Source organism: Arthrobacter sp. LjRoot14, from assembly GCF_964253905.1.
In the GTDB taxonomy this organism is placed as follows: Bacteria; Actinomycetota; Actinomycetes; order Actinomycetales; family Micrococcaceae; genus Arthrobacter.
Window position 1 is genome coordinate 106,381 of sequence record NZ_CAXURL020000001.1, and the last position, 23,492, is coordinate 129,872.

Consider the following 23,492-nt stretch of genomic DNA (forward strand, 5'->3'; position numbering starts at 1 on the left):
AGGTCCTTTCTTTGCGGATCCGGGCTACTTGCTGAAGCCGGCGGTGAGGCCGCTGAGCAGCTGGCGGCGGCCCACGACGTAGAGCACGAGGATTGGCAGGGTGCTGAGTACCACCGAGGCAAGCACGGCCGGGATGTTGACGCTGTATTCACCCTGGAAGGTCCACAGCGCCAAGGGAAGGACGCGCAGGCCAGGGCTCTGGGTGAGGACCAGCGGCAGCAGGAATCCGTTCCAGACGTGCAGGCCGTTATAGATGGCGACGGTCACGATCGCGGGACGGGTCAGTGGAAGAGCTAGCCGCCACATGGTCTGCCACTCATTGCACCCATCCAGCCGCATCGATTCAAACAGTTCGTTCGGAACGTCGCGGATGAAGTTGGACAGGATTAGTACGGTCAACGGGATGGCGAAGGCAATGGAGGGAAGCATGAGTGCCAGCAGGCTGTCGTACAGGTTGAGGCGGATGATCATCAGGTAGATCGGGATGATGGTTGCCTGCAGGGGGATTGCCAGTCCCATCAGGAACATGCCGTTGACCAGTTTGAGGAACCTGCCCTTGCCCCGGACGATTGCGAACGCGGCCATGAACGAGATCAGCACCGTCGGGATGACGGCACCCAGCGTAACGATGGTGCTGTTCATGAAGTACTTCGCGAAGTCGGCCTCGAGGACCATCTGGTAGTTTTCCAAGGTTGGCTCTGTGGGCAGCGCCAGCGGATTCTGGCCGAAGTAGCCTGCCTGCGTCTTCAGGCTGGTGATCACCACGTAGTAGACCGGAATGATGATGATGGCCAGCCAGATCCAGCCGCCCAGGCCTGCCGGGACGTTTAGCCGCCTCATCCGTGAACCCAGCCCCCGCTTGGGGGCGGCCGGGTTTGTCGGGGTGCCCGCGGAAGTTTCCTCCGCGCTGCTTTTCAGTACGGTGCTCACCCTACATACCTTCCAATTGGCTGCCTTGCTTGTCCTTGCCTCCAAGGCGCTGGAGGAACAAGGCAAGTGCAAGGCCGATGAGTACGAGAATGACGGCGATGACGCTTGCCGGTCCCATAAGGTTGGCCCGGAAGCCCCGCAGGTACATGTCCAGGGCCAGGATCCGCGTGGAGTTCCCTGGTCCGCCGCCGGTGAGGACGAAGATCAGGTCGAAGTAGGTCAGCGACCCCACGACCATCAGGGTGGACGAGGTGATGACGGTGTATTTCAACTGGGGGAGGGTGATGTGGAAGAACTGCTTGATTGTCCCGGCTCCGTCGATTTCGGCTGCTTCATACAGTGATTTGGGAATCTGCCGCACTCCGCCCTGGTAAATGAGCGTGTGGAACGGCACGAACTGCCAGGCAATCACGAAGATGACCAAACCCACGGCCAGGTGCGGGACCCCCAACCAGTCCTGGGCCAGGAACGGCAGTCCGAGGCCCGTGGCCAGGCCGAAGTTCGGGTCCAGCAGGGCTTTGAAGGCGATGGCGACTGCTGCGGACGAGAGCAGCAAAGGCAGGAAATAGAGCACCGCGAGGGCTGCCCGGTAGCGCTGGCTACCGGCGGTGAAGACACCCAGAAGAAGGCTGATGGGTGTCTGGACCAGCCATGAAGCGATCATGATCAGGAAGGTCAGTCCCAGGGCGTTGTACAGCCCGGGGTCCGCAAGCACTGAGAACCAGTTGCCCAGTCCCGCTGATCCGATGGCACCGATGCCGTCCCAACTGGCGAAACTCAGAATGAGGACCCCTGCCAGCGGCACCACGGCGAATGCCACGAAGAAGAACAAGGCGGGCGCTGTCAGCCAGGCGAGGGCTTTGTCACGCTGCCCACCTTTTGTGGTTGCAGTTCTGGTGGCCGCCTCAGTCTTAGGGGCGGTGGAGATGGTGTTACTCATTTTCCGAGGGTGGCATTCATGTTCTCGGCGAACTGCTGAGGCGTGATCGACTTGAGGAACAGCTGGTCGATGTTGTTCAGCAGGGCTTCGGCGGCGGTCGGGCTGAGTGCCTGGTCCCAGGACTGCTGGAAGTTCGGTGCGTTCTTGGCCAGGTCGTAGACGAAGTTCAGGAAGTCCTTGTCCGGCGACGTGTCCAGCTTGTCTTCGATGCCGTTGACAATGGGAACGGATCCGGAATTGATGTAGGTGTCTATGACCGTGTCGGTCAGAATGCCGTCCTTGAGGAACTTCTTCGCCGTCTCCTTTTCCTTGTCGGTGGCCTTTGAGGAGATCGACATGTACGCGGCGGGGTTGCCCACGGCGTTCTTCGGATCGCCTTTACCGCCGGAAATGGTGGGGAACGGGATGAAGCCAAGCTTCCCGTCCTGGACGAAGTTCTGACCACCCTTCTTCATGGCGCCATAGGTCCAGGAGCCGTGAAGCATCATGGCGGCCTTACCTGTGAACAGCAGTGCCTGATCGGCATTGGAGTCCGCGGCGATGGAGGAAAAGCCTTTGATGAAGCCGTCAGCCGAGACGAGCTCCTGGATCTTGGTGCCGGTCTCAATCACGGCAGGGTCCATCCAGGCATTGGGTTTGCCTTCGAAAATGGCAGTGAATACTTCGGCACCGCCGATGCGGTCGAGCAGGTACTCAAGCCACATCATGGAAGTCCAGCGCGACTGTCCACCAAGGGAGAAGGGCGCCACGCCCATGTCGTTGAAGGTTTTGACGAGGGACATGACGTCGTCCCATGTCTTTGGCGGCTGGGCGCCGGCCTTTTCGAACAGTTCCTTGTTGTAGAACAGGACGATCGGGGCGACGTACTGGTTGGGCACCGCGTAGATTTTCCCGTTGACGGTGGCGGCACCGAAGGAGGCCGGGAAGAACTTATTTTTCAGGTCCGGGTTCTCTCCGAACCAGCTGGTCAGGTCCTCCACCTGGTTAGCCTCGGCATATGTCTTCAGGGTGCCGCCGCCCCAGCCGTAGATGATGGTGGGAGCCTGCCCTGCGCCGATCGCGGTTTTGATCTTGGTTTTATATGCGTCGTTCTGGAAGTAGGTCGCCGCTATCTTGTTGTCCGGGTTCGCCGAACTGAAGGCGTCAACAGCCTTCTGCATGGTGGTCTGGTTCGGCTCACCTGAGAGGTACCACATGCTGGCGCCCCCTCCGCTGGAGGCGCCCGGCCCCGATGTGCCGCAGGCGCTGGTCACCGCGGCGGCGAAGGGTGCGAGGGCGGCAAGGGCGAGGAAAGAGCGCCGGGATGTCTGGGGTTGCTTCATTGCTTCTCCATCTGTAATCGCTTCTTCTGTGAGCATTCCAGGGCGGAGCCTCCGGAAAAGTCTCGAAATATTTCGCACTCGTGATTTAGGTCACGGTCTAAACTAATGCCGTGAAAGCGGGGCCGTCAATAGTGTCGGATGAGATTTTCGGCGCCGGCTTGGACTTGCTTGACCCTGGCGCGCAGCTTCTGCAGAATGGGATCGTCGCAACTATCGAAAGGTTTCGAAACCTATGGCAGTCAGCACCCGTCCGGATAAGCCAACGCTCGCCACCGTGGCGCGGCAGACGGGGGTGTCGGCGCCCACGGTGTCGAAGGTGGTGAACGGCCGTGACGATGTTGCGCCGGAAACGCGCGCCCGCGTTCTGGCCGCACTGGAGCAGGCCGGCTACCAGTCCCCGCTGCAGCGCCGTTCCGCGGCGGAGGCCGGCACCGTCGTCGAGGTGGTCCTGGACGTCCTCGACTCGGCTTACACGGTTGAGGTCCTGAACGGGATACTGCGGTTCGCCGCCGGAGCCGATGTCGAAATCCTGGTAAGCCTCACCGGAACCACCCCCTCGACCCGGCTCAGCCCCGAGCGCCGGGCCCAGCGCATCATCGACGAGGGCAGGGCGGGAATGATCGTCGTGACGTCAGCGTTCAGCGAGGCGCAACTGCATGCGTTCCGGCGCCGTCAAATTCCCGTCGTCGTGATCGACCCCCTCAACCCGCCCTCGGCCGATGTGGTCAGCGTGGGAGCGACAAATTGGGCCGGAGGCAAGGCGGCCACGGAACACTTGCTGGAGCTCGGGCACAGGCGCATAGCCTACATCGGCGGCATCGAAGGGGCTGAGTGCAACCAGGCACGCCTGCATGGCTACATGGCGGCTCTTATGGCCCAGGGTGTACCCGTCGACCCTCAGTACATTGTTTCCGGCGGCAAGTTCCGCAGGGACAGCGGAGTGGCCGGCCTCAAAGCCTTGCTCAAGCTCGAGCAGCGCCCCACCGCCATCTTTGCCGGAAGCGACAGCATCGCATTGGGTGTTCTGAGTGAAGCTGGCCGGCATGGTCTCAGGATCCCCGACGACATCAGCCTTATTGGCTTCGACGGAACAAGCCAGGGCCAGGAAGCCGTCCCGGCGCTGACGTCCGTGGCCCAGCCGCTGGAGGAAATGGGACGCGCAGCGCTGCGCTCCCTGCTGCGCCAAGCACGCGGCGAAGTCTTGGATTCCCACCGCGTCGAACTGGCCACACAGGTGATTGTCCGCGACTCCACGGCCCCTCCCGCGGCCTGAAGCAGGCAGGTCCGCCTTACTCCCCGTGGACCTCCGCCTGCTTCTCTTCCGAACGGTCCAGGTATGCCAGCAGCAGCTCGGCGGCCCGCTCGAATTCGCCGGCCTCCAGTGCCTCGCAGATTTCCTCGTTGTCCTTGAGGTAGCCGCTATAGAAGTGCGCATCCATCGTGGCCTTGTGGAAGAACAGCCGCATCTCGGCCAGGACCTGGGACATGATGGTGTTAAGCCGGCGGCTGCCGGCCAGGGCCACGATCGCGCCGTGGAAGTGCTGGTTCGCGGTGCCCAGCCCCTCGTCGTCGTTCGCTGCGGCCGCGCGCTTGCCTTCCTCCACTGCGGCCCGGACGGCGGCCACAGCTTCCGGGCTGCCCCCGCCGCGGATGGCGCTAACTTCGATGGTCCGGCGCACGGTGTAGACGTCGTGGATATCGCCGGCTTCCAGGCTTGCCACGAAAACCCCGCGGTTTGGGTGGCGGATCACCAGCCGTTCGCTCGCAAGCTCGGCAAAGGCTTCGCGCACAGTGTTGCGGGAGACCCCAAGGTCCTCGGCGATCGTGGACTCGGTTAGCCGTGCGCCCGGGAGCAGGACCCCTTCAGCCAGCTGCAGGCGCAGTTCATCGGCCACCCTGTCTGCGACCGACGGCACGGCGACGCGCAGCCGTGCTGCTGCCGTTGATGCGCTTGAGAGTGCTGCGGAGGTGCCCCGGGTTGCTGCTGCTGAAGTGGCCATACCCCAGAATTTACACGATCGTCACATCGTTGAATCGAAGGATTGTTGAACAATCGCTAAATTTGGTGCATCCTAGTAGGAGTAAATCAATGAGACGAGGATCACAATGGTGTATATGGATCTGAACAGCGACGTAGGCGAGTCCTTCGGCCGCTGGACCCTGGGCGACGACACGGCGATGTTCCAATCAGTGTCCAGCGCCAACGTGGCCTGCGGTTTCCACGCGGGCGATCCCACGGTCATCCGCCGCACCTGCCGCGAAGCGGTGCAGGCCGGGGTGATGATCGGTGCCCACGTGGGCTACCGCGACCTCTCCGGTTTCGGCCGCCGTTTCGTGGACATCGATCCCAGCGAACTGGCTGACGACATCGTCTACCAGATCGGCGCGCTGCAGGCGCTGGCCGCCACCGAGGGCGCCCGCGTCCGCTACGTCAAGCCGCACGGCGGCCTGTACAACGCGATCGTCTCCCACACCGCCCAGGCACGCGCCGTCGTGGACGCCGTTAAATCGATCGACGCCTCACTGCCCATCCTCGGCCTTCCCGGCTCGGAGGTGCTGCGCCTCGCAGAAGAAGCCGGACTTCGCGCTGTTTCTGAAGCCTTCGCCGACCGCGCCTACAACCCCGACGGCACGCTCGTCTCCCGCTCGCTCCCCGGAGCCGTCCTGCATGATCCGGCCCAGGTGGCCGAACACGTCCTGCGGATGGCTGCCGACTCCGCCATCCGCACCGTGGACGGCTCCATCCTGAGAATCAATGCAGACAGCATCTGCGTCCATGGCGATTCCCCCGGGGCCGTTGCCATGGCCGTCGCAGTGAGGGCTGCGCTTTCTGACGCCGGCATCGCTATCAAAGCTTTTGCCTAATACCGCATTCGCCGCACCACGTTACCGCTTCGCGGAGTAAAGAATTCCGCCAAGCAACCGCGCCCCAGCACGCAGGCAGCACCACCGCACCCTTGAAGGACAGATCATGACCACACACCACTCGGCCGCCCGCACCGGCCGGAAGATTCCGCCCGGCGCCCTGAAGGCCTATATCGCCAGCCTCACCGGCACCTCGCTGGAGTACTACGACTTCGCCATCTACTCGGTGGCCTCGGCGCTGGTCTTCCCCAAGATCTTCTTCCCGGGCAATGACGAGTTCGTCGGACTCCTGCTCTCCTTCTCGGCTTTCGCCGTGGGCTACCTGGCGCGGCCCATCGGCGGGGTCATCTTCGGCCGCCTGGGTGACAAAATCGGCCGCAAGCACGTCCTCGTGGTCACCCTGATGCTGATTGGCGTCGCCACTGTCCTCATCGGCCTGCTCCCGGACTACTCCGTGATCGGCGTGGCAGCCCCCACCATCCTGGTGCTCCTGCGCCTGGCCCAGGGCATCGGCGTCGGCGGCGAATGGGGCGGTGCCGTCCTGCTCTCCAGCGAATTCGGTGATGCGAACAAGCGCGGCTTCTGGTCCTCCGCGGCCCAGATCGGCCCGCCCGCCGGCAACCTGATGGCCAATGGCGTCCTGGCCGTGCTCGCAGCCACGCTTAGCACGGAAGCCTTCCTCTCCTGGGGCTGGCGCGTAGCCTTCCTCGCCTCCGCCCTGCTGGTGGTCTTCGGCCTGATCATCCGTCTCAAGCTCGAGGAAACCCCTGTCTTCAAGGCCATCGCGGCCCACGGCGAACAGCCCAAGGCCCCCATCACCGAGGTGTTCACCAGGGAACCCCGCGCGCTTATTGCCGCCGCCCTGTCCCGGGTCTGCCCGGACGTCCTCTACGCCCTGTTCACCGTGTTCGTGGCCGTCTATGCCACGAAGGAACTCGGCCTGACCACCGGCAACGTCCTTACCGCCATCCTGATCGGCTCGGCGTTCCAGCTGTTCCTGATCCCGCTGGCCGGCGCCCTTACGGACCGCTTCAACCGCCGCCTCGTCTACGGCATCGCCGCGGTGGGCACCGCCCTCTACATCCCGCTGTTCTTCCTCATGATCGAGGGCAAGTCCGTGCTGATGCTCATCATCGGCGTGGTGATCGGACTGGCGTTCCACGCCTTTATGTACGGCCCGCAGGCCGCCTACATCACCGAGCAGTTCCCGGCCCGCCTGCGCTACGCCGGCAGCTCGCTGGCCTATACCCTGGCCGGCGTTATCGGCGGAGCCGTGGCACCCCTGATCTTCACCGCCCTCTACGCCGTCTCCGGAGACTGGTTCCTGATTGCGGCCTATCTCCTGGTGGCAGCGGCAGTTACCGTGGTGGGCCTGGCCCTCGGCCGGAACCCGCAGACCGCTGAAGAAGAGCGCCTCCTGGCGGACTCCCGCGCCTAGCCGGTGCGGGAAACCTGACCGGCACGAAATCCCGTTCACGCCCCCGGCAACGATGAAAGCAGCAGCTATGGAAACCCTGACCGTCCACAAGGTCCTCTCGGTCCGGCCCGTCGGCACGCGTGCGGTGCTCGCGGAGCTCCCCGGAACGCAGGAGGTCCTCGCCCTCCAGACCCTGCTCCTGGAATCGCCGCTGCCGGGCCAGGTGGACGTGCTGGCGGCAGCGCAGACCGTCATGGTCCGCGCGGACTCGCCGGCGGCTGCCCGCCGCATGGGCGCGCTCCTGCTGGAGCTGGACCTCACCGCCCGGGCCAAACAGGACGGCGGCCTGGTGTTTATCGACACCGTGTACGACGGCGAGGACCTCGCCGAAGTGGGGCGGCTCACCGGCCTGGGGGCGGAAGGCGTCATCAAGGCCCACACCGGCCAGGTCTGGACGGTGGCCTTCGCCGGGTTCGCACCCGGTTTCGGTTACATGGTGGGGGAGAACCAGACCCTCGAAGTGCCGCGCCGAAGCTCACCGCGCACTGCCGTGCCCGCCGGATCCGTGGCCCTGGCAGGCAACTATTCGGCGGTGTATCCGCGCAGGTCCCCGGGTGGCTGGCAGCTGATCGGCCGCACCGGCGCCCGCATGTGGGACCTCGACCGGGCCGAACCGGCCCTGGCCAGCCCGGGGCACCGGGTCCAGTTCCGCGCCGTCCGCGAAGTTGTGACCATGGCACCGGAGCCCGCAGCGTCCGAAGCCGCACCGGCCGCAGGAACGCCGGAGGGGCTGCCGGGCCAGGAAACACGTTCCGGGCTGCGGGTCGTTTCACCCGGGCTGCAAAGCCTCATCCAGGATCTTGGCCGGCACGGCCACTCCGCCCTGGGCGTCTCTGCCGCCGGCGCGCTGGACCGTGCTTCGCTACGCCGGGCCAACCGGCTGGTGGGCAACGGTTCTTCCGCCGCAGCCATCGAAAGCGTGGCCGGCGGTCTACGGGTCCAGGCCGTCGGGGACCAGGTCCTGGCCGTCGCCGGGGCGCCGTCGGCACTGACCATTGATTCGCCGCCGGACGCTGAACCGGACGCTGAATCCGGCGAGGGTTACGACGCCGGCAAGACTGCCCGGCAGCGCATCGTCCCCATGGCCACCCCGTTTGCCCTGCTCGACGGCGAAATCCTTACCCTCGGTGCACCGGAGTCCGGGTTCCGCAGCTACCTGGCCGTCCGCGGCGGGGTGGACACCGTGCCGGTGCTGGGCAGCCGTTCCACCGACACGATGTCCGGCATCGGGCCCGCTCCGCTCGCCGCGGGCCAGCTGCTGGCATCCGGCGACGTCACCGAATCCGGCGTCGTGGGCAGCCCCGAACTCCAGCCGGACTTCCCCGGGGACGGCGTCACCGTCCTGGACATCGTGCTGGGACCGCGGGCCGACTGGTTCGACCAGGACGCCATCGACTCCCTGTGCGGGCAGGACTGGGTGGTGAAGCCGCAGTCCAACCGGGTGGGCATGAGACTGGACGGCACCCCGCTGCAACGCAGCCGGCAAGGGGAACTGCCCAGCGAAGGCACCGTGGCCGGGGCCATCCAGCTCCCGCCCGAGGGCCTTCCCGTGCTCTTCCTGGCAGACCACCCGATCACGGGCGGCTACCCGGTGATCGGCGTGGTGGTGGACCACCAACTGGACCTTGCCGCCCAGGTGCCGATCGGCGGCAGCATCCGCTTCCGTGTTGTTCCCGAACAGGCTTCCTCCGCACCGGCCGCCCCGGAACGGGCTGCCTCTGTACAGACGTCCCCCGAACAGACTTCCCAAGAAAAGTGAGTAACTTGATGCGCAAGGTCCTGATTGCCAACCGTGGTGAGATCGCCGTCCGGATTGCCCGAGCCTGCGACGATGCACAGCTGGAATCCGTCGCCGTGTACGCGGATATCGACGCCGATGCCATGCACGTAGGCGCTGCCAGCGAGGCCTTCAGCCTTGACGGTAACTCCCCGGCGGATACCTACCTGAACATCCCCAAGCTGCTTGGGGTGGCTGCCAGGTCAGGTGCTGACGCCGTCCACCCCGGCTATGGCTTCCTGTCCGAGAACGCCGATTTCGCGCAGGCAGTGCTGGACGCCGGCCTGGCCTGGATCGGGCCCGCGCCGGAAGCCATCCGGCAGCTGGGCAACAAGATCACCGCCCGCGAAATCGCCGTCCGCGCCGGCGCCCCCCTCGTGGCCGGAAGCGACGGTCCCGTGGATTCGGCTGCGGAAGCCCGCGCCTTCGCCGAGCAGCACGGCCTGCCTATCGCCATCAAGGCGGCCTTCGGCGGCGGCGGCCGCGGGCTCAAGGTGGTCCGGAACATGGACGAGATCGAGGAATCCTTCGACTCCGCAGTCCGCGAAGCCGTGGCAGCCTTCGGCCGCGGCGAATGCTTCGTGGAACGCTACCTGGACCGTCCGCGGCACGTCGAAGCGCAGGTCCTTGCCGATACCCACGGCAACGTCGTCGTCGTCGGGACCCGCGACTGCTCCCTGCAGCGCCGGCACCAGAAGCTCGTGGAGGAAGCACCCGCACCGTTCCTCAGCGACGATCAGCGGCGGCAGATTTACAGCGCCGCGAAGGCGGTCTGCCGGGAAGCCGGCTACTCCGGCGCCGGCACCGTGGAGTTCCTTGTTGCAGCGGATGGAACCGTCGCGTTCCTGGAAGTGAATACGCGGCTTCAGGTGGAGCACCCCATCACCGAGGAAACCACGGGGATCGACCTAGTCCAGGAGCAGTTCCGGATCGCTGACGGCGAAGCCCTGCGCATCACCGCGGACCCTGAGCCCCGCGGCCACTCCTTCGAGTTCCGGCTCAACGCCGAGGACGTGGGGCGCGGCTTCCTGCCCTCGCCCGGAACCATCGCCGAGTTCCACGCCCCCACCGGCCCGGGCATCCGCCTGGACACCGGTGTCCGCTCCGGGTCCTTCGTCGCACCGCAGTTCGACTCGCTCCTTGCCAAGCTGATCGTCACGGGAGCGGACCGGCAGCAGGCCCTGCGCCGGGCACGCCGCGCGCTCGCCGAAATCGAGATCACCGGCGTGGCCACGGTGCTGCCGTTCCACCGCGCCGTGCTCGAATCGCCGGATTTCACCTCCGAGACCGGGCTGGGCATCCACACCCGCTGGATCGAAACGGACTTCGCGGACCGCATCCCGGCCGATCCGGGCTACAGCACAACCGCCCCCGACGGCGAACGCCGCACCATCACCGTCGAACTGGACGGCCGCCGCCTCGCGGTCGGGCTGCCCGCTGACCTGCTTGACGGCTGGGCACGCTCGGGCGGAGCCCTCCCCGCCGGCGTCTCGCTGGAGGGAACGTCCGACGGCGGTGCTGCCGCAGGTTCCGCAGCCGACCCCGGCGAGCTGCGCGCTGACATGGCCGGAACCGTCGTGAAGTGGCTCGTGGAGCCGGGCGCCGAAGTGTCGGCGGGGGACGCCGTCGTCGTTCTTGAAGCCATGAAGATGGAAACGCAGGTGACGGCGCACCGCGACGGAACGGTGACCGGCATCCGCACCGAGGCCGGCGGCGTGGTCAGTGCCGGGGCGGTGCTCGCGCTGATCGGCTAGGTGAATTCCGCGGCTCGCGCGAGGGCCCAAAGGCCGTGGTGCGTAAAGCTAAACACCAAGCCCTCCAGGACCCAGGTCGGAATCATGGATGAAACCAGTGCGAACGAGACTGTCGTCAATCGGCTTATTGCTTGTATCAATGACCGTCACATCGAGGTTATGGACGAGCTGTTTCATGATGATGCGCTGATGCATTGGCCCCATTGCCAAAGAAACGGCCTATTGGAGCGAGGCATTCGAAGCGCCGGTATGGCGCGCCCAGTGGGTTGAAAAGGCGTAGGTCGCCCGCGACGTGAACACCTGCGGGCAGGATGCACCCGGTGTTAGAAGCGCTGGACGTTGACGCCCGCAGCCGCCAGCGCTGCGAGGAACCGTGCCTGGCGGTCCGCTGACCCAAGGCTCAGCAGATACCCCCGCCCGGCGTCGAGCTGGACGGCAGGCCCCGTATCCTGGATGATTCCCAGCCCAAAGGCGCCGAACCGCAGCCCGAATCCGTAACGCAGGCCGTGGACTGTTGCCGGGGCGGCCCGCCGGATCGCCGCAATGGGAATCCTGCGGCGGTAGAACGGAAACCAGCGCAACCGCACTTCGTTTTCGAGGACTTGGATCCTGGAGAAGCCGAACGCCAGGAAAGTGATCAGGATGAGGGCGCATGAAATGGAAGTCCATGCCACGGGTTCCGACTGCAGCGCGTCGGTGAGGGCGATTGCCAGCAGGATTCCTACTAACAGTAAGGCGCTGCCGCCGACGATGGCCCGGGGCAGCCGGCCGTAGAACATCCGGCCGGAATCGAACAACAGACCGGCACGCTTGGGAACGGGGCTCACAGCTTCATCCTCACACGGATACCGAAGGGAATCTGCAGAAGACCCTAAGGCGCCGCCCTGTGTGAGTTGCCGGCGAGGCTAGCCGCCCACCGCTTCCTTCGCGGGCACGTCCACGGACTTCAGGGTCAGCCGGGTCGACTGCAGGACGGTGCCCAGCAGTGAGCGCGCCGAGAGGAGGAGGCTGCTCACCTCGGGGCAGGACAGTTCGTAAAAAAGCCGGCCGTCCTGGCGCGAAGGGATGACCAGGCGCTGGCGGCGGAGCACGCCAAGGTGCTGGGAGAGGTTCGAAGGTTCCAGACCGGTGTCGTCGCGCAGGCGGCTGACGGCAACGGGGCCGTCGGCCAGCATCTCCAGGACCTGGATCCGTACAGGGTGTCCCATGGACTTGAAAAGTTCGGCCTTTACATCGCTCAGGACCAGACCTGCGGGCAACTCGTCCTTCATCGGGCTTCCCTTCCTCCGTCCACAGCCGGGCGATAACCATAACGCTTGTTCAACGAATACAGCTTATGCCAGACAGAAAAGTCTGTCTCGCCCGCACGGCCAGTTGGCGTGATGTGCATGTATATCGTAGCCCCGGCCGGTTTGGGATGATCGCTGGATTTAGTCCGTGGGCACCCCTTGCGCGGATGCGTTGAGTAGTTCAGAATTTCATGAATTCATCAATTCGAACCGGCTGTCCAGAAGCGGCCGGCTACCCATGGATGGATTCAGGCTGCTTCCGCTGACAACGGCGTCACCGGGAGTGGCGTGACCCCAGGTTCCAGGAGGGCTCAATGGCAGGAATGTTCGAACTATTCGCCGACTCAGACGCTTCCTTCAGATTTCAACTGACAGCACCCGACGGCACGGTCATGGCGCTCTCGAGGCCGTTCCCCGACAAGCGGGCCGCAGTAGCCGGGATCGCCGCGGTGCGCGAGTACGCAGGCATGGGCTTCGTCACTGAAGTCCCGGCGCCGAAGCCGGGCCGGGTGTCCGCAGCAGCCCGCGCCGTTCGGGGGCGGGCTGCGGTCCGGAAAGGCCAGATCCTTCTCCGGTGGCGGCAATCGCTCAGGCGCCCGGCCGCCGTCGCCGATTTCCCTGCGTGGTGAGCCCCGTGACCGCGCGGAAGGTCCCGCAGGCGCACTCCAGTCTCCTTGCCGCCGGGGACTGCATCGCCGGGACGTTCCGGTATGACGCGGTGACCGGCAAGCTCGACTGGTCCGAGGAGCTCTTCCACATTCACGGATATCGCCGCGGCGAGATCGTGCCCACCTTGGACCTGCTGCTCTCGCACAAGCATCCCGACGACCGAAGCCGCGGCCTGGAGATCTTGACCCGAATACGGAACGCCGGGGGAAGCTTCTTCAGCTACGACAGGCTCATTGACGCGCGCCTGCGCGAGCACAGGATCCTGACGACGGGCGAGGGCGTGCTTGACCAGGCGGGCAGGCTGAGCCACATTGACGCCTTCGTGATAGACCTCACCAAGATGCTGCAGCGCGAGACGGAGCAGTTCGCCAGGGCCGCCGTCACAGCGGCCAGCGCGAGCCGCAGCACCATAGAGCAGGCCAAAGGCATCCTGATGGGGGCCCTGCGCATCGGATCGGAGGAGGCGTTCAAGCTGCTCGTCGCCCACAGCCAGCACAGCAACATCAAGCTGGCCAGGACCGCAGCCGACCTCGTGGCCCTTGCCAACAACGCCAAGGACCCGGCACTGCTGGACCGTTTCGTGCAGGCACTCCACCGCGGACCTGCCGGACGCCGGCCCGGAACAATCGGCGTCCACGGACCTGCGGGGAGGCGTCAACAGCGCTCCATGTAAAATTCCTTCTACGATGACTGCCGACGACGCCAACCGTTCCACCCTGCTGCCCGCCCAGGCAATGGCGGGCCGTGATGACCCCGTGGACCGCATTCTTGCCACCGCTTATGAGCTGTTTTCCCGCCGCGGGATCCGCGATGTAGGGACCAATGAACTCATCAGCCGCTCCGGCGTGGCCAAGGCGACGTTCTACCGGCATTTCCCGTCCAAGGATGCCCTGGTCCTGGCCTTCCTGGCGCTCCGTGACCAGGTCTGGACCGTGGACCTCATCGTCTCCGAAGCCCGGCGCCGCGGCGCCACCCCCGAGGAGCGGCTGCTCGCCATCTTCGACGTGTTCGGCGACTGGTTCCACCGGGACGACTTCGAAGCGTGCACTTTCATCAATGTCCTGCTGGAAATGGGTCCCGACCATCCGCTGGGGAAGGCGAGCATCGGCTACCTCACCAGGATCCGCGGCCACATCCAGGCCTTGGCGGAGGAAGCCGGGCTGAATCGCACCGAAGAATTCGCCCGGTCCTGGCACATCCTGATGAAGGGCTCGATCATCTCGGCCACCGAAGGGGACTTCCTGGCATCAAAGCGGGCCCAGCAGATGGCCGGCTGGCTGATCGAGCACCACCGGAACTGAGCGCTTAGGCGTCCCGGGCGGCTGCGCCGTGAAAGAGGGCATCGCGGCCAGGGGCATCGCTCAGCGGGCGCCGGGCCAGCCACGCGGCCACGATCGCGCCCGAGATGTTGTGCCACAGCGAGAACACCGCGGAGGGCAGTGCGGCCAGCGGACTGAAGTGCGCGGTGGCCAAGGTGGCGGCCAGCCCGGAGTTCTGCATGCCGACTTCAAAGGCCAGCGCGCGGCGGGCCTTGTCATCCAGCCTGCCGAGCTTTCCGGCGAGGTATCCAAGGCCCAGGCCAAAGCCGTTGTGCAGCACCACGGCGAGGAACACGATGCCGCCTGCGGCCACAATCTTGCTGGCGCTGCCGGCCACGACGATCGCCACAATCAGGGAAATCACGACGGCGGAGGCCCACGGGAGTGCCGGAAGCACCTTCGCCACGAGCTTCTTGAGGAACAGCCGTGCCAGCAGGCCTGCAATTACCGGCAGGAGGACGGTCTTGACGATGTCCAGGACCATCGCTCCGGCGTCGATCTGCAGGAAGGATCCGGCCAGGAAGAGGACCAGCAGGGGAGTGACGATCGGGGCGATCAGTGTGGAGACGGAGGCGACGGCCACCGAGAGGGCAACGTCGCCCTTGGCCAGGAAGGCCATCACGTTGGAGGCGGTCCCGGACGGTGCGCAGCCAACCAGAATGAGGCCAACGGCCAGTTCGGGCGGGAGGTTGAGTGCCACGGCAATCAACCATCCGGCACCCGGCATGATCACGTAGTGGGCCACAATGCCCAGCACCACGGCCCAGGGCCGCTTCACCACGGAGGCGAAGTCCGGCGGGGTGAGGGTCAGGCCCATGCAGAACATGATGACTCCCAGCAGGTACGGGACGCCGGGCGCCATCGGCTTGAAGGCGCCGGGCAGCAGGAAGCCGGCAACGCCGGCAGCGACCACCAGCAGCGGGAAGACCGTGACTGCGATTCGCGCGATTTTTGCCTCTGCGGCCAGTGCCGGATTCAGTCCGGCGGCATCAGCTTCGGTGCCGGCCTTGGGGTGTTCGTGGGATTTGGTTGCCTCAAGCATCCAATAATGCTCACACCCCGACCCTTGATCCGGCCAGTTCGTGAACAGACGTCTGACATTTATGTCGCAGGCGCACCGCCGGCTGTCCCGCTGCCGGGCGGCCCATGGCGCGGAGCTACTGGGCCGGCGGGCCGCTGTAATCGGCGATGTGCGCAGTGGCCGCGTGCTCGCGAATCTCCGTGACGCCGGAAGCGGCCGCAGCGCTGTCGCGGTAGATTCCTGAGACGGCCAGGATATTGCCTGCGCCGTTGACGAGCCGGATGCGGACGCCGCCTTGTTCCGCGGCGACGAGTTCGAATTTTCCTGCCATGCTGGACCTCCCCCAAGGTGGTGCGCCTGCCAGGTGGTCGCAGGCTGCTCCCTTACCAGCCTAGATGACAATACTTGTCACATAAACTACACAACGTTTTGTGTCCGGTCAGTGCCCGGCGTTGAGCTTCCCGGCGAGCCGTTCACGCATCTGGGTGCTGGCGGAGTTCAGGCCGATCAGCTCCACTTCCCGGCCGTGCCGCCGGTACTTCTCGGTGACGGCGTCCAGCACGGCGATGGTGGACGCGTCCCACAGGTGCGAGGCGTGCAGATCGATGATGATTCGGTCCACCGTGGGTGCGGCATCGCGGGCGTATTCGAACTGGGTGTAGAGGTCGTTGGAGGACGCGAAGAAGAGCTCTCCGTCCACCGTGTACGTTGCCACGGTCTCGCCATTGAGCTCGATCTCGGTCCGTTCGACCGTGGCGAAATGGGCAACGCGCCGGGCGAACATGGCCATGGCCGCCAGGACTCCGACGCCCACTCCAATGGCGAGGTTGTGGGTGGCCACGACGGTGCCCACCGTAATCAGCATGACCGCTGTTTCGGATTTGGGCATCCGCTTGAGAGTCTTCGGGGCGATGGAGTGCCAGTCGAACGTGATGGCGGAGACGAAGATCATCACGGCCACGAGCGCTGCCATGGGGATCAGCCCCACAACATCGCCCAGCGTCACCACCAGGACCAGCAGGAAGACGCCGGCAAGGAACGTAGAGACCCTGCTCCGGGCACCGGACCCCTTGACGTTGATCATGGTCTGCCCGATCACGGCGCAGCCGCCCATGCCGCCCAGGAAGCCGGTGACGATGTTCGCCACGCCCTGGCCCCAGGACTCGCGGGTCTTGTTCGAGCGGGTGTCCGTGATGTCGTCCACAAGCTTGGCCGTCATCAGGGATTCCAGCAGGCCCACCAGTGCCATGGAGAGCGCGAAGGGGGCGAGGATCTGGAAGGTTTCCAGCGTCAGCGGCACGTTGGGAACGAAGATCGTGGGCAGGCTTTCCGGAAGCTGGCCCTTGTCCCGGACGGCGGGTACGTCGATCCTGGCGAACACCGCAAACAGTGTCAGGGCCACGATCGCCACCAGCGGCGAGGGTATCGCTGACGTGAGCCGCGGCAGGGCAATCACGATCACCAGGCCAACCGCCACGAGCGGATAGACGAGCCACGGCACGTTGATCAGCTCGGGCAGCTGCGCCATGAACACGAGGATGGCCAGTGCGTTGACGAACCCCACCATCACTGAGCGCGGAATGAAGCGCATGAGTTTGGTGACGCCCAGGAGTGCCAGGAGGATCTGGAAGACCCCGGCCAGGATCACGGCGGCGATCAGGTAGTCCAGGCCGTGGCTCCGCATCAGCGGGGCGATCACCAGGGCAACCGCGCCGGTGGCCGCGGAGATCATGGCAGGCCGGCCGCCTACGAAGGAGATGGTCACCGCCATGGTGAAGGACGCGAACAGCCCGATCCGGGGATCAACGCCTGCAATGACGGAGAATGCAATCGCCTCGGGGATGAGGGCCAGCGCCACCACCAGTCCGGCGAGGGCTTCCGTCTTGAGCCGGCGCGGGGAACGGAGCGTGGCCCGGACGGACTGGAGTTGTTCGGGCTTCATGATGTCCTAGAGCTTGGTCTGGCGGTAGCGCTCGATCTGTTTCAGCCGCCGCAGGAGGCTGTCGCGCCGGGGGTGCGGAACGACGTCGGGCGCCTCCGCGGTGAGGTCAATGTGTTTGGTGCCGTACTGCCACAGCAACAGGTCATCCAGCAGCCGGTCGGGCCCGGGGGAGTACCTGTGGTCCAGGGCCTTGCGGACTTCGGTGATCCGGTTGGCGCTGAGCAGCTCTGCCAGCTGCACGGTCTGGTTGAGGCCGTGGGCGGCCATGAGTTCGGCTGCCCAGCCCCAGTCATCATCCACTTTACGGTCAACGTGCGGAAGAAGCGTCCGCCAGACGTCGCGGATCCGGTTCGGGGTGAGCTGCGCACCGCCCTCGCCGTCCGTGTCCCAGTAGCCGCGGACTTCCTCATAGCGTTCGTGCAGGTCAGCGAAGGCGCCCTCCACCGTTTCCAGCATTGCCGCCGTGGCGGTGAACTGCCGGTCAAAGTGCGGAGTCCAGGCGCGGGGGTCCTCGGCCTTGAAGCGGATGTCGTGCTCGATCTCGCTCCAGGCGTGGGCAAAGACGGTGCGGATCTGGCATTCGAAAAAGTAGCTGCCGTTGGGCTGGAGGTCCGGGTTGAACACCTGCTGGTAGTCCTTGACGGCTTCGTTCTGGATGGTCCGCAGGATCAGGTGCCGGCTGGAGTAGCCGTAGGTGCCGGACTCGATGGAGCCGATGTCCTTCTCGCGGTCGCCGCGGCAGTCAAAGAGCTGGCGCTGGCGTTTGATCAGGTTTGCCACCACAGCGTTCTCAGCCGGCAGCTTGGTGATCACCCGGACGCCCACCATGTCATTGAGGGTCCGGAACGGGTCCGGGAACTTCAGTACGGGCGGCCCGCCCGGTTCCAGCGGCTTCTCCGTGCGGGAAATCTTTTCCTTGAAGGACTCCACCGTTTTGGTGCGGCCGGTGACGAACAGGGGCGTCACCTCGGTGTCCTTGAGCATGCTGCGCAGCGTGAGCAGGACTTCCCGGGTGACCAGCTTCAGGGCAGGGCGGACCCGCTCGTAGAGCTCCACGTTTTCCTGCACGGATTCGCGCAGGCCTGCGTCCAGGCGGTCCCAGTTGGTAGCCATGGTTCCAGCTTACGGGCGGCCTGCGACAGCCGCGCGGGTGACACCTTCGCGGCTGTTCGGTCCGTGGCGCCGGCGCACGGTGCACGACGCCGCCGTCGAACCCCCTGGCGCAAAGCTGTCCGGCACCCAAGGTAGGCTCGGCACATGGCTGATGTGCGGCGTCGGACCCTTCTTTCAACGGGGCTGGGCGCTGCCGCGGCGGTGACACTGGGGGCACTGTCCGCTTCCTGTTCGTCGGGCCCGAAGGAGGACGCAGTGAAGCGGCACAAGTACCAATACGGCGACGACCCCAGCCAATGGGGTGAACTCTTCCTGCCGGACGCCCCTGGAACCCGGGGCGTGGTGGTGGTCATCCACGGCGGGTACTGGCGCTCGCAGTACGGCGCCGAGTTGGGCGAACCGCTGGCCAGGGACCTCGCCATGCACGGGATGCCGGCCTGGAACCTGGAGTACCGGCGCGCTGGCAACGGCGGCGGCTGGCCGCACACCTTCGAGGACGTGCTGGCGGGCATCGACAAGCTCCGGGACGTTGCCGCGATGCACGGGCTGGGCCTCGAAAGAGTGGTGGCGCTGGGCCACTCGGCCGGCGGGCACCTTGCAGTCTGGGCCGCCGGCCGTTCCCGCCTGGGGCAGCTAGGCGCGCCGGACGCTGACCGCCAGTTGCAGCGGAAGAACGACGACGGCGCAGTGCACCTTACCGGGGTGGTCAGCCAGGCCGGGCTCCTGAACCTGGCCGACGCCGAAAAGCTGAACCTCAGCAACGGCGCGGTCAGCAACCTGCTGGGCGGTTCGTCAGCGAAGTACCCGAAACGGCACAAGTTTGTGGACCCCATGAGCGCGCTCCCGCTGGGTGTCCCCGTTTACGCGGTCCACGGGAGCGACGATGACGATGTTCCCGCAAGCCAGTCCCTGTCCTACGCCAGCGCGGCCAAGGCCGCGGGTGCGCCGGTCCAGCTGCTCAACGTGCCCGGCGACCACTTCTCCCTGATTGACCCCAAGACGCCGGCCTACCGGAAGTGCCGGGACCTGGTGCAGGAACTCCTCGGCTGACGCGGCGCTCGCCGGCGGCTTCATTTCCGCCCGGCACGTTTAACCCGCGGCGGAGTCCGTCGCCTAGACTGGTCCAAGGTGCGCCGGGAAGTCTGGTCGGCATGATTTTGTCGACTCAACGTTTAGGACGCTTCATGAGCCACACACCTACGCCCGCCCCCGACGCCAAACCACGCACCGTCCTTGGCTACGGCAGCTACGCAGAATCGCTGCGCATCGGTGAGATCCTGCGCAAGGAAACTGTCGGCGGCGCCCTCCTGGTGGCCGCGGCTGTCATCGCCCTGATCTGGGCAAACTCGCCGGTCTCCGACAGCTATTTCGCCTTGCGGGACTACAAAATCGGCTATGAGCCCTGGCATCTCGAGCTGAGCCTGGGCGCCTGGGCGGCCGACGGACTGCTGGCCATCTTCTTCTTCCTGGTGGGCCTGGAGCTCAAGCGTGAGTTCGTGGCAGGCGATCTCCGCCAGCTCAACAAATCGATCGTGCCCGTGGCGGCTGCGGCCGGCGGCGTGATTGTTCCCGCGTTGATCTACGCCGCCGTGAACATCTACAGCCCGGAAACCCTGCGCGGATGGGCCATCCCCACCGCAACGGACATCGCGTTCGCCGTCGCAGTGCTGGCCATCATCGGCTCGCACCTGCCCAGCGCCCTGCGCATCTTCCTGCTCACCCTGGCAGTGGTGGATGACCTCATTGCCATCAGCATCATCGCGTTCTTCTACTCCAGCGACATCCAGGCGGCCCCGCTGCTGCTCGCCCTCATCCCGCTTGCCCTGTACGCCTTCCTGGCCCAGAAGTACCGCCGCTTCTTCGGTGCCCATTTCATGGCTGCCTGGGCCATCCTGCTGCCGCTCGGCATCGTCACCTGGGCGCTGGTGCACGCCTCCGGCATCCACGCCACGGTGGCGGGCGTCCTGCTCGGGTTCGCCGTGCCGGTGCTCCGGTCCCAGGCCAGCGGGGGTCCCGAAGCGGGCCCCGGCCTCGCGGAGATATTCGAACACCGCTTCCGTCCCATTTCCGCCGGCGTGGCGGTTCCCATCTTCGCTTTCTTCTCCGCCGGCGTGGCCGTAGGCGGCTGGGAAGGCCTGGGTTCCGCCCTGGCCGACCCCGTGGCCATCGGCATCATCATGGCGCTCGTCCTGGGCAAGCCGATCGGCATCATGGGCACCACGTGGATCCTCACCAAAGCCACCAGGGCGCGGCTGGACGGATCCTTCAAGTGGATCGATGTTTTTGGCGTCTCATTGCTGGCCGGAATCGGCTTCACCGTGTCCCTGCTGGTCGCGGAACTCAGCTTCGGCCACGGCAGCTTGCACGATGACCACGCCAAGGTAGGCATCCTGGCCGCATCGCTCCTTGCCGCCATCCTGGCCACCGTGGTGCTGCGGACCAGGAACCGCCAGTACCGCCGTGCGGAAGAGCTGGAGAAGGTGGACTCGGACCAGGACGGCATTCCGGACGTCTACGAACACGAGAACCAGGCCTGACGGCCCGCAACCCCTTGCTGTGCCATACCCCTCTGGGTATGGTCGAGTTAAGGGCAGGCGCGGGGCCGAACCCGCCCGGCGCCGCCGTCACCTCCCGAGGAGGATGCCATGGACGTTGTTGTCATCGAAACCCCGCAGCTGGGGGACCGGAGCTACCTGGTCCACGACGGCACGGTGGGACTCGTCATCGACCCGCAGCGGGACACGGACCGGGTGGAGGCCGCCGCCCGCGAAGCGGGGGTGACCATCACCCACGTCGCCGAAACTCATGTGCACAACGACTACGTCACCGGCGGCCTGGAACTGGCCACATCCCATGGTGCGACGTACTTGGTCAACGCCGCGGACCCGGTCCAGTTCGAGCGCGAAGCCATCACCGACGGCCAGACCGTCCGCGTGGGCGCGCTGACGGTAAGGGCCGTGGCCACTCCGGGCCACACCCACACGCACCTGTCCTTCATCGTGGACGACGGCGACAAGCAGGCTGTCTTCTCCGGCGGCAGCCTGCTCTACGGCTCAGTCGGCCGGACAGACCTCGTGGCTGCGTCCGACACGGTCGGCCTGACCCATGACCAGTATGCTTCCGTGCGCCGTCTCGTGGCCGAGGCCCGGCATGACGCAGCGCTCTTCCCCACCCACGGCTTCGGGTCGTTCTGTTCGTCCGGGCCGGCCACCCGCTCCGGCTCCTCCACTGTCGGTGAGCAGCTCACCGCGAACCACGCCCTGACCGATCCGGACGAGGACCATTTCGTCCAGGAACTCATCGCCAACCTCTCCGCGTACCCGGCGTATTACGCGCACATGGGGGCCATGAACGCCAAGGGTCCGGGTCCCGCGGACCTCGCGGTCCCGGAATCGGTGGACCCGGCCGAGCTCACCCGCCGCCTGGAAGACGGCGAATGGGTGGTCGACCTCCGCCGCCGCGTGGCGTTTGCCAGCAACCACCTCAAGGGCAGTGTCAGCTTCGAATACGGCAGCGGCTCCAACTTCACCACCTACCTGGGCTGGGTCCTGCCCTGGGATGAGAAGCTCACCCTCGTCGGCTCGCGGGATGACGTCGAAAAAGCCATCCGCGATCTGTCCCGCATCGGCATCGATTCGCCGGATGCCGCCGTCGGGACCGAACCGCACGCACTGGCGCCGGACGCCGCCGTCGACTCCTACCCGCGCGTCGGCTGGGACGGCCTGCTGGCCGGCCGGGCAGGCGGTGACACGGTCCTCGATGTACGGCGGACGGACGAGTTTGCCGCCTCCCACGTGGCCGGCGCCGTTAACGTTCCCATCCACCAGCTCCTCACCCGAATGGACGAAGTGCCGGCCGGCAAGCTGTGGGTCCACTGCGGAACCGGCTACCGTGCCGGAGTGGCGGCCAGCCTGCTGCAGCGTGCAGGCAGGGACGTGGTCCACCTGGACGCGAGGTTCGAGGATGCCGGTCAAGCCGGTGTCCCCATGGACAAGGGCCTGTCGGCGTAATCAGGAGCGCCCGCACCCGTTCTCTGGCAGAGTATGAGCATGCTCACAGTTATTGGCGAAGGCCTGGTTGACGTTGTCCAGCGATCCTCGGGAGTCGAGGCCCACGTGGGCGGCAGCCCGCTCAACGTGGCAGTGGGACTGGCGCGGCTGGACCATCCCGTGCAGTTCATCGGCAGGTTCGGGCGCGACGCCTACGGCGAGTCCGTGGCCGCCCACCTGAAATCCAGCTCGGTGATGGTCCCGCAGGGTCCGGATGCCCTGCCCACCAGCGTGGCCACCGCGTTGATAGACGACGACGGCGCCGCCAGCTACACGTTCGACCTCGCCTGGGAACTTCCCGGCCTCGCGGACCGGCTGCCGTTCATGCTGCAGGGCACCACCCTGGTGCACACCGGTTCCATTGCCACCATGCTGGCGCCGGGCGCCGCCGAGGTGCTTTCCGCCGTCGAGCACGCCCACCCGTCCGCCACCATCAGCTTCGACCCCAACTGCCGCCCCACCATCATCACCGACGTGGACTACGCCCGCAGGCAGGCGGAAAAGTTCGTCAGCCTCGCGGACGTCGTGAAGGCTTCCGACGAGGACCTGGAGTGGCTGTACCCCGGTGTGGACGCGCTGGATTCGGCCCGGCGCTGGCTCTCCCTGGGCGGTCCCGGGGGGCCCGCCCTGGTGGTGGTGACCCGCGGCGCGGCCGGCCCCTGGGGCATCACCGCCGCCGGCGAAGCCGAGTTCCCTGCGCCCAGGGTGGAGGTGGCGGACACTGTGGGTGCCGGGGATTCCTTTATGGCAGCACTGATTTCCGGCCTGGTGGACCGCGGACTGGACGGTGCGCAGAACCGGAAGGAGCTGCGTGAACTGCCGGCCGAGTCGCTCCGTGAGCTGCTGGCCCATGCGGCGTGGGCTGCGGCCGTCACCGTGTCCCGGCCCGGAGCCAACCCGCCCACCAGGGCGGAGCTCAACCACTTCGAGCTCGAAAGCCTGGAGCGCGAAGGCCTGGCGCGCGACACGGCGCTCGCCGGGGACGACCTGAGGAATGCCGACTCCGCCAGCAACTGAAAGGCCAG

22 protein-coding genes are annotated in these 23,492 nt (G+C 66.0%); 12 read left to right on the plus strand and 10 right to left on the minus strand.

Going from position 1 to position 23,492, the window contains the following annotated elements; genetic code table 11:
* Positions 1-24 precede the first annotated feature (24 nt).
* From ACSQ12_RS00550 to ACSQ12_RS00560, 3 genes are read right to left on the minus strand one after another with little or no spacing between them, the layout of a single operon-like run.
* Complete coding sequence (locus ACSQ12_RS00550; protein ID WP_436063912.1) at positions 25-930, minus strand: carbohydrate ABC transporter permease; 906 nt, start codon at positions 928-930, stop codon at positions 25-27.
* Position 931: 1 nt separating this feature from the next.
* Positions 932-1,870 carry a carbohydrate ABC transporter permease gene (locus ACSQ12_RS00555; protein ID WP_436063913.1) on the minus strand — a complete coding sequence of 313 codons (939 nt, stop codon included), beginning with the start codon at positions 1,868-1,870 and terminating at the stop codon, positions 932-934.
* Positions 1,867-3,192: an extracellular solute-binding protein gene (locus ACSQ12_RS00560; protein WP_436063914.1), complete on the minus strand. Its 1,326-nt coding sequence runs from the start codon at positions 3,190-3,192 to the stop codon at positions 1,867-1,869. The genes ACSQ12_RS00555 and ACSQ12_RS00560 overlap by 4 nt, the downstream gene beginning before the upstream one ends.
* A 232-nt stretch (positions 3,193-3,424) precedes the next feature.
* Here ACSQ12_RS00560 and ACSQ12_RS00565 point away from each other — a divergent pair, with 232 nt between their 5' ends.
* Complete coding sequence (locus ACSQ12_RS00565) at positions 3,425-4,465, plus strand: LacI family DNA-binding transcriptional regulator (protein ID WP_436063915.1); 1,041 nt, start codon at positions 3,425-3,427, stop codon at positions 4,463-4,465.
* 16 nt (positions 4,466-4,481) lie between these two features.
* Here ACSQ12_RS00565 and ACSQ12_RS00570 read toward each other — a convergent pair whose 3' ends face one another.
* Entirely contained in the window at positions 4,482-5,192 is a 711-nt protein-coding gene (locus ACSQ12_RS00570; protein WP_436063916.1) for a GntR family transcriptional regulator, read from the minus strand.
* Between the two features lie 106 nt (positions 5,193-5,298).
* Here ACSQ12_RS00570 and ACSQ12_RS00575 point away from each other — a divergent pair, with 106 nt between their 5' ends.
* From ACSQ12_RS00575 to ACSQ12_RS00590, 4 genes are all read left to right on the plus strand, one after another.
* Positions 5,299-6,057 carry a LamB/YcsF family protein gene (locus tag ACSQ12_RS00575; protein ID WP_436063917.1) on the plus strand — a complete coding sequence of 253 codons (759 nt, stop codon included), beginning with the start codon at positions 5,299-5,301 and terminating at the stop codon, positions 6,055-6,057.
* A gap of 106 nt (positions 6,058-6,163) precedes the next feature.
* Entirely contained in the window at positions 6,164-7,495 is a 1,332-nt protein-coding gene (locus ACSQ12_RS00580; protein WP_436063918.1) for an MFS transporter, read from the plus strand.
* Positions 7,496-7,562: 67 nt separating this feature from the next.
* On the plus strand, positions 7,563-9,293 hold the full coding sequence (locus ACSQ12_RS00585; RefSeq protein WP_436063919.1) for a carboxyltransferase domain-containing protein: 1,731 nt from the start codon (positions 7,563-7,565) through the stop codon (positions 9,291-9,293).
* Between the two features lie 8 nt (positions 9,294-9,301).
* Positions 9,302-11,065: an acetyl/propionyl/methylcrotonyl-CoA carboxylase subunit alpha gene (locus tag ACSQ12_RS00590; protein WP_436066899.1), complete on the plus strand. Its 1,764-nt coding sequence runs from the start codon at positions 9,302-9,304 to the stop codon at positions 11,063-11,065.
* Positions 11,066-11,388: 323 nt separating this feature from the next.
* Here ACSQ12_RS00590 and ACSQ12_RS00595 read toward each other — a convergent pair whose 3' ends face one another.
* Positions 11,389-11,892, minus strand: a complete 504-nt coding sequence (locus ACSQ12_RS00595) for a hypothetical protein (RefSeq protein ID WP_436063920.1) — start codon at positions 11,890-11,892, stop codon at positions 11,389-11,391.
* 78 nt (positions 11,893-11,970) lie between these two features.
* Positions 11,971-12,336, minus strand: coding sequence for an ArsR/SmtB family transcription factor (locus ACSQ12_RS00600; RefSeq protein WP_209741728.1), 366 nt, complete (start codon positions 12,334-12,336; stop codon positions 11,971-11,973).
* Positions 12,337-12,668: 332 nt separating this feature from the next.
* Here ACSQ12_RS00600 and ACSQ12_RS00605 point away from each other — a divergent pair, with 332 nt between their 5' ends.
* From ACSQ12_RS00605 to ACSQ12_RS00615, 3 genes are read left to right on the plus strand one after another with little or no spacing between them, the layout of a single operon-like run.
* A complete protein-coding gene (locus ACSQ12_RS00605; protein WP_436063921.1) occupies positions 12,669-12,983 on the plus strand; it encodes a YegP family protein in 315 nt (104 codons plus the stop codon).
* A gap of 5 nt (positions 12,984-12,988) precedes the next feature.
* Entirely contained in the window at positions 12,989-13,696 is a 708-nt protein-coding gene (locus ACSQ12_RS00610; protein ID WP_436063922.1) for a PAS and ANTAR domain-containing protein, read from the plus strand.
* Positions 13,697-13,709: 13 nt separating this feature from the next.
* Positions 13,710-14,324 carry a TetR/AcrR family transcriptional regulator gene (locus tag ACSQ12_RS00615; protein WP_245198882.1) on the plus strand — a complete coding sequence of 205 codons (615 nt, stop codon included), beginning with the start codon at positions 13,710-13,712 and terminating at the stop codon, positions 14,322-14,324.
* 4 nt (positions 14,325-14,328) lie between these two features.
* On the opposite strand, the gene ACSQ12_RS00620 is transcribed toward ACSQ12_RS00615, so the two are convergent.
* From ACSQ12_RS00620 to ACSQ12_RS00635, 4 genes are all read right to left on the minus strand, one after another.
* A complete protein-coding gene (locus ACSQ12_RS00620) occupies positions 14,329-15,384 on the minus strand; it encodes a bile acid:sodium symporter family protein (protein ID WP_436063923.1) in 1,056 nt (351 codons plus the stop codon).
* Between the two features lie 115 nt (positions 15,385-15,499).
* Entirely contained in the window at positions 15,500-15,694 is a 195-nt protein-coding gene (locus ACSQ12_RS00625) for a YegP family protein (RefSeq protein ID WP_011689974.1), read from the minus strand.
* Positions 15,695-15,802: 108 nt separating this feature from the next.
* Entirely contained in the window at positions 15,803-17,305 is a 1,503-nt protein-coding gene (locus tag ACSQ12_RS00630; RefSeq protein ID WP_436063924.1) for a SulP family inorganic anion transporter, read from the minus strand.
* 6 nt (positions 17,306-17,311) lie between these two features.
* Positions 17,312-18,418 carry a GTP pyrophosphokinase gene (locus ACSQ12_RS00635; RefSeq protein ID WP_436063925.1) on the minus strand — a complete coding sequence of 369 codons (1,107 nt, stop codon included), beginning with the start codon at positions 18,416-18,418 and terminating at the stop codon, positions 17,312-17,314.
* Positions 18,419-18,673: 255 nt separating this feature from the next.
* Here ACSQ12_RS00635 and ACSQ12_RS00640 point away from each other — a divergent pair, with 255 nt between their 5' ends.
* The 4 genes from ACSQ12_RS00640 (at position 18,674) to ACSQ12_RS00655 (ending at position 23,484) form a co-directional block, all read left to right on the plus strand.
* Positions 18,674-19,468 carry an alpha/beta hydrolase gene (locus ACSQ12_RS00640; RefSeq protein ID WP_209741723.1) on the plus strand — a complete coding sequence of 265 codons (795 nt, stop codon included), beginning with the start codon at positions 18,674-18,676 and terminating at the stop codon, positions 19,466-19,468.
* 134 nt (positions 19,469-19,602) lie between these two features.
* The gene (gene nhaA / locus ACSQ12_RS00645; RefSeq protein WP_209741722.1) at positions 19,603-20,955 is read left to right on the plus strand and encodes a Na+/H+ antiporter NhaA; all 1,353 of its coding nucleotides are present in this window, start codon (positions 19,603-19,605) and stop codon (positions 20,953-20,955) included.
* A gap of 108 nt (positions 20,956-21,063) precedes the next feature.
* Positions 21,064-22,428 (plus strand): MBL fold metallo-hydrolase, encoded by a 1,365-nt coding sequence (locus ACSQ12_RS00650; RefSeq protein ID WP_436063926.1) that lies wholly within the window; start codon positions 21,064-21,066, stop codon positions 22,426-22,428.
* A 39-nt stretch (positions 22,429-22,467) separates the two neighbouring features.
* Complete coding sequence (locus ACSQ12_RS00655; RefSeq protein ID WP_245198874.1) at positions 22,468-23,484, plus strand: carbohydrate kinase family protein; 1,017 nt, start codon at positions 22,468-22,470, stop codon at positions 23,482-23,484.
* Positions 23,485-23,492 lie beyond the last annotated feature (8 nt).

What these genes read in the sequence shown, in the direction of transcription:
- ACSQ12_RS00655 (WP_245198874.1), top strand. Translation starts at nt 22,468, where the DNA reads ATGCTCACAGTTATTGGCGAAGGCCTGGTTGACGTTGTCCAGCGATCC.
- ACSQ12_RS00575 (WP_436063917.1), top strand. Translation starts at nt 5,299, where the DNA reads ATGGTGTATATGGATCTGAACAGCGACGTAGGCGAGTCCTTCGGCCGC.
- ACSQ12_RS00580 (WP_436063918.1), top strand. Translation starts at nt 6,164, where the DNA reads ATGACCACACACCACTCGGCCGCCCGCACCGGCCGGAAGATTCCGCCC.
- ACSQ12_RS00650 (WP_436063926.1), top strand. Translation starts at nt 21,064, where the DNA reads ATGGACGTTGTTGTCATCGAAACCCCGCAGCTGGGGGACCGGAGCTAC.
- ACSQ12_RS00625 (WP_011689974.1), bottom strand. Translation starts at nt 15,694, where the DNA reads ATGGCAGGAAAATTCGAACTCGTCGCCGCGGAACAAGGCGGCGTCCGC.
- ACSQ12_RS00555 (WP_436063913.1), bottom strand. Translation starts at nt 1,870, where the DNA reads ATGAGTAACACCATCTCCACCGCCCCTAAGACTGAGGCGGCCACCAGA.
- ACSQ12_RS00570 (WP_436063916.1), bottom strand. Translation starts at nt 5,192, where the DNA reads ATGGCCACTTCAGCAGCAGCAACCCGGGGCACCTCCGCAGCACTCTCA.
- ACSQ12_RS00590 (WP_436066899.1), top strand. Translation starts at nt 9,302, where the DNA reads ATGCGCAAGGTCCTGATTGCCAACCGTGGTGAGATCGCCGTCCGGATT.
- ACSQ12_RS00560 (WP_436063914.1), bottom strand. Translation starts at nt 3,192, where the DNA reads ATGAAGCAACCCCAGACATCCCGGCGCTCTTTCCTCGCCCTTGCCGCC.
- ACSQ12_RS00620 (WP_436063923.1), bottom strand. Translation starts at nt 15,384, where the DNA reads ATGCTTGAGGCAACCAAATCCCACGAACACCCCAAGGCCGGCACCGAA.
- ACSQ12_RS00635 (WP_436063925.1), bottom strand. Translation starts at nt 18,418, where the DNA reads ATGGCTACCAACTGGGACCGCCTGGACGCAGGCCTGCGCGAATCCGTG.
- ACSQ12_RS00585 (WP_436063919.1), top strand. Translation starts at nt 7,563, where the DNA reads ATGGAAACCCTGACCGTCCACAAGGTCCTCTCGGTCCGGCCCGTCGGC.
- ACSQ12_RS00615 (WP_245198882.1), top strand. Translation starts at nt 13,710, where the DNA reads ATGACTGCCGACGACGCCAACCGTTCCACCCTGCTGCCCGCCCAGGCA.
- nhaA (WP_209741722.1), top strand. Translation starts at nt 19,603, where the DNA reads ATGAGCCACACACCTACGCCCGCCCCCGACGCCAAACCACGCACCGTC.
- ACSQ12_RS00605 (WP_436063921.1), top strand. Translation starts at nt 12,669, where the DNA reads ATGGCAGGAATGTTCGAACTATTCGCCGACTCAGACGCTTCCTTCAGA.
- ACSQ12_RS00600 (WP_209741728.1), bottom strand. Translation starts at nt 12,336, where the DNA reads ATGAAGGACGAGTTGCCCGCAGGTCTGGTCCTGAGCGATGTAAAGGCC.
- ACSQ12_RS00565 (WP_436063915.1), top strand. Translation starts at nt 3,425, where the DNA reads ATGGCAGTCAGCACCCGTCCGGATAAGCCAACGCTCGCCACCGTGGCG.
- ACSQ12_RS00630 (WP_436063924.1), bottom strand. Translation starts at nt 17,305, where the DNA reads ATGAAGCCCGAACAACTCCAGTCCGTCCGGGCCACGCTCCGTTCCCCG.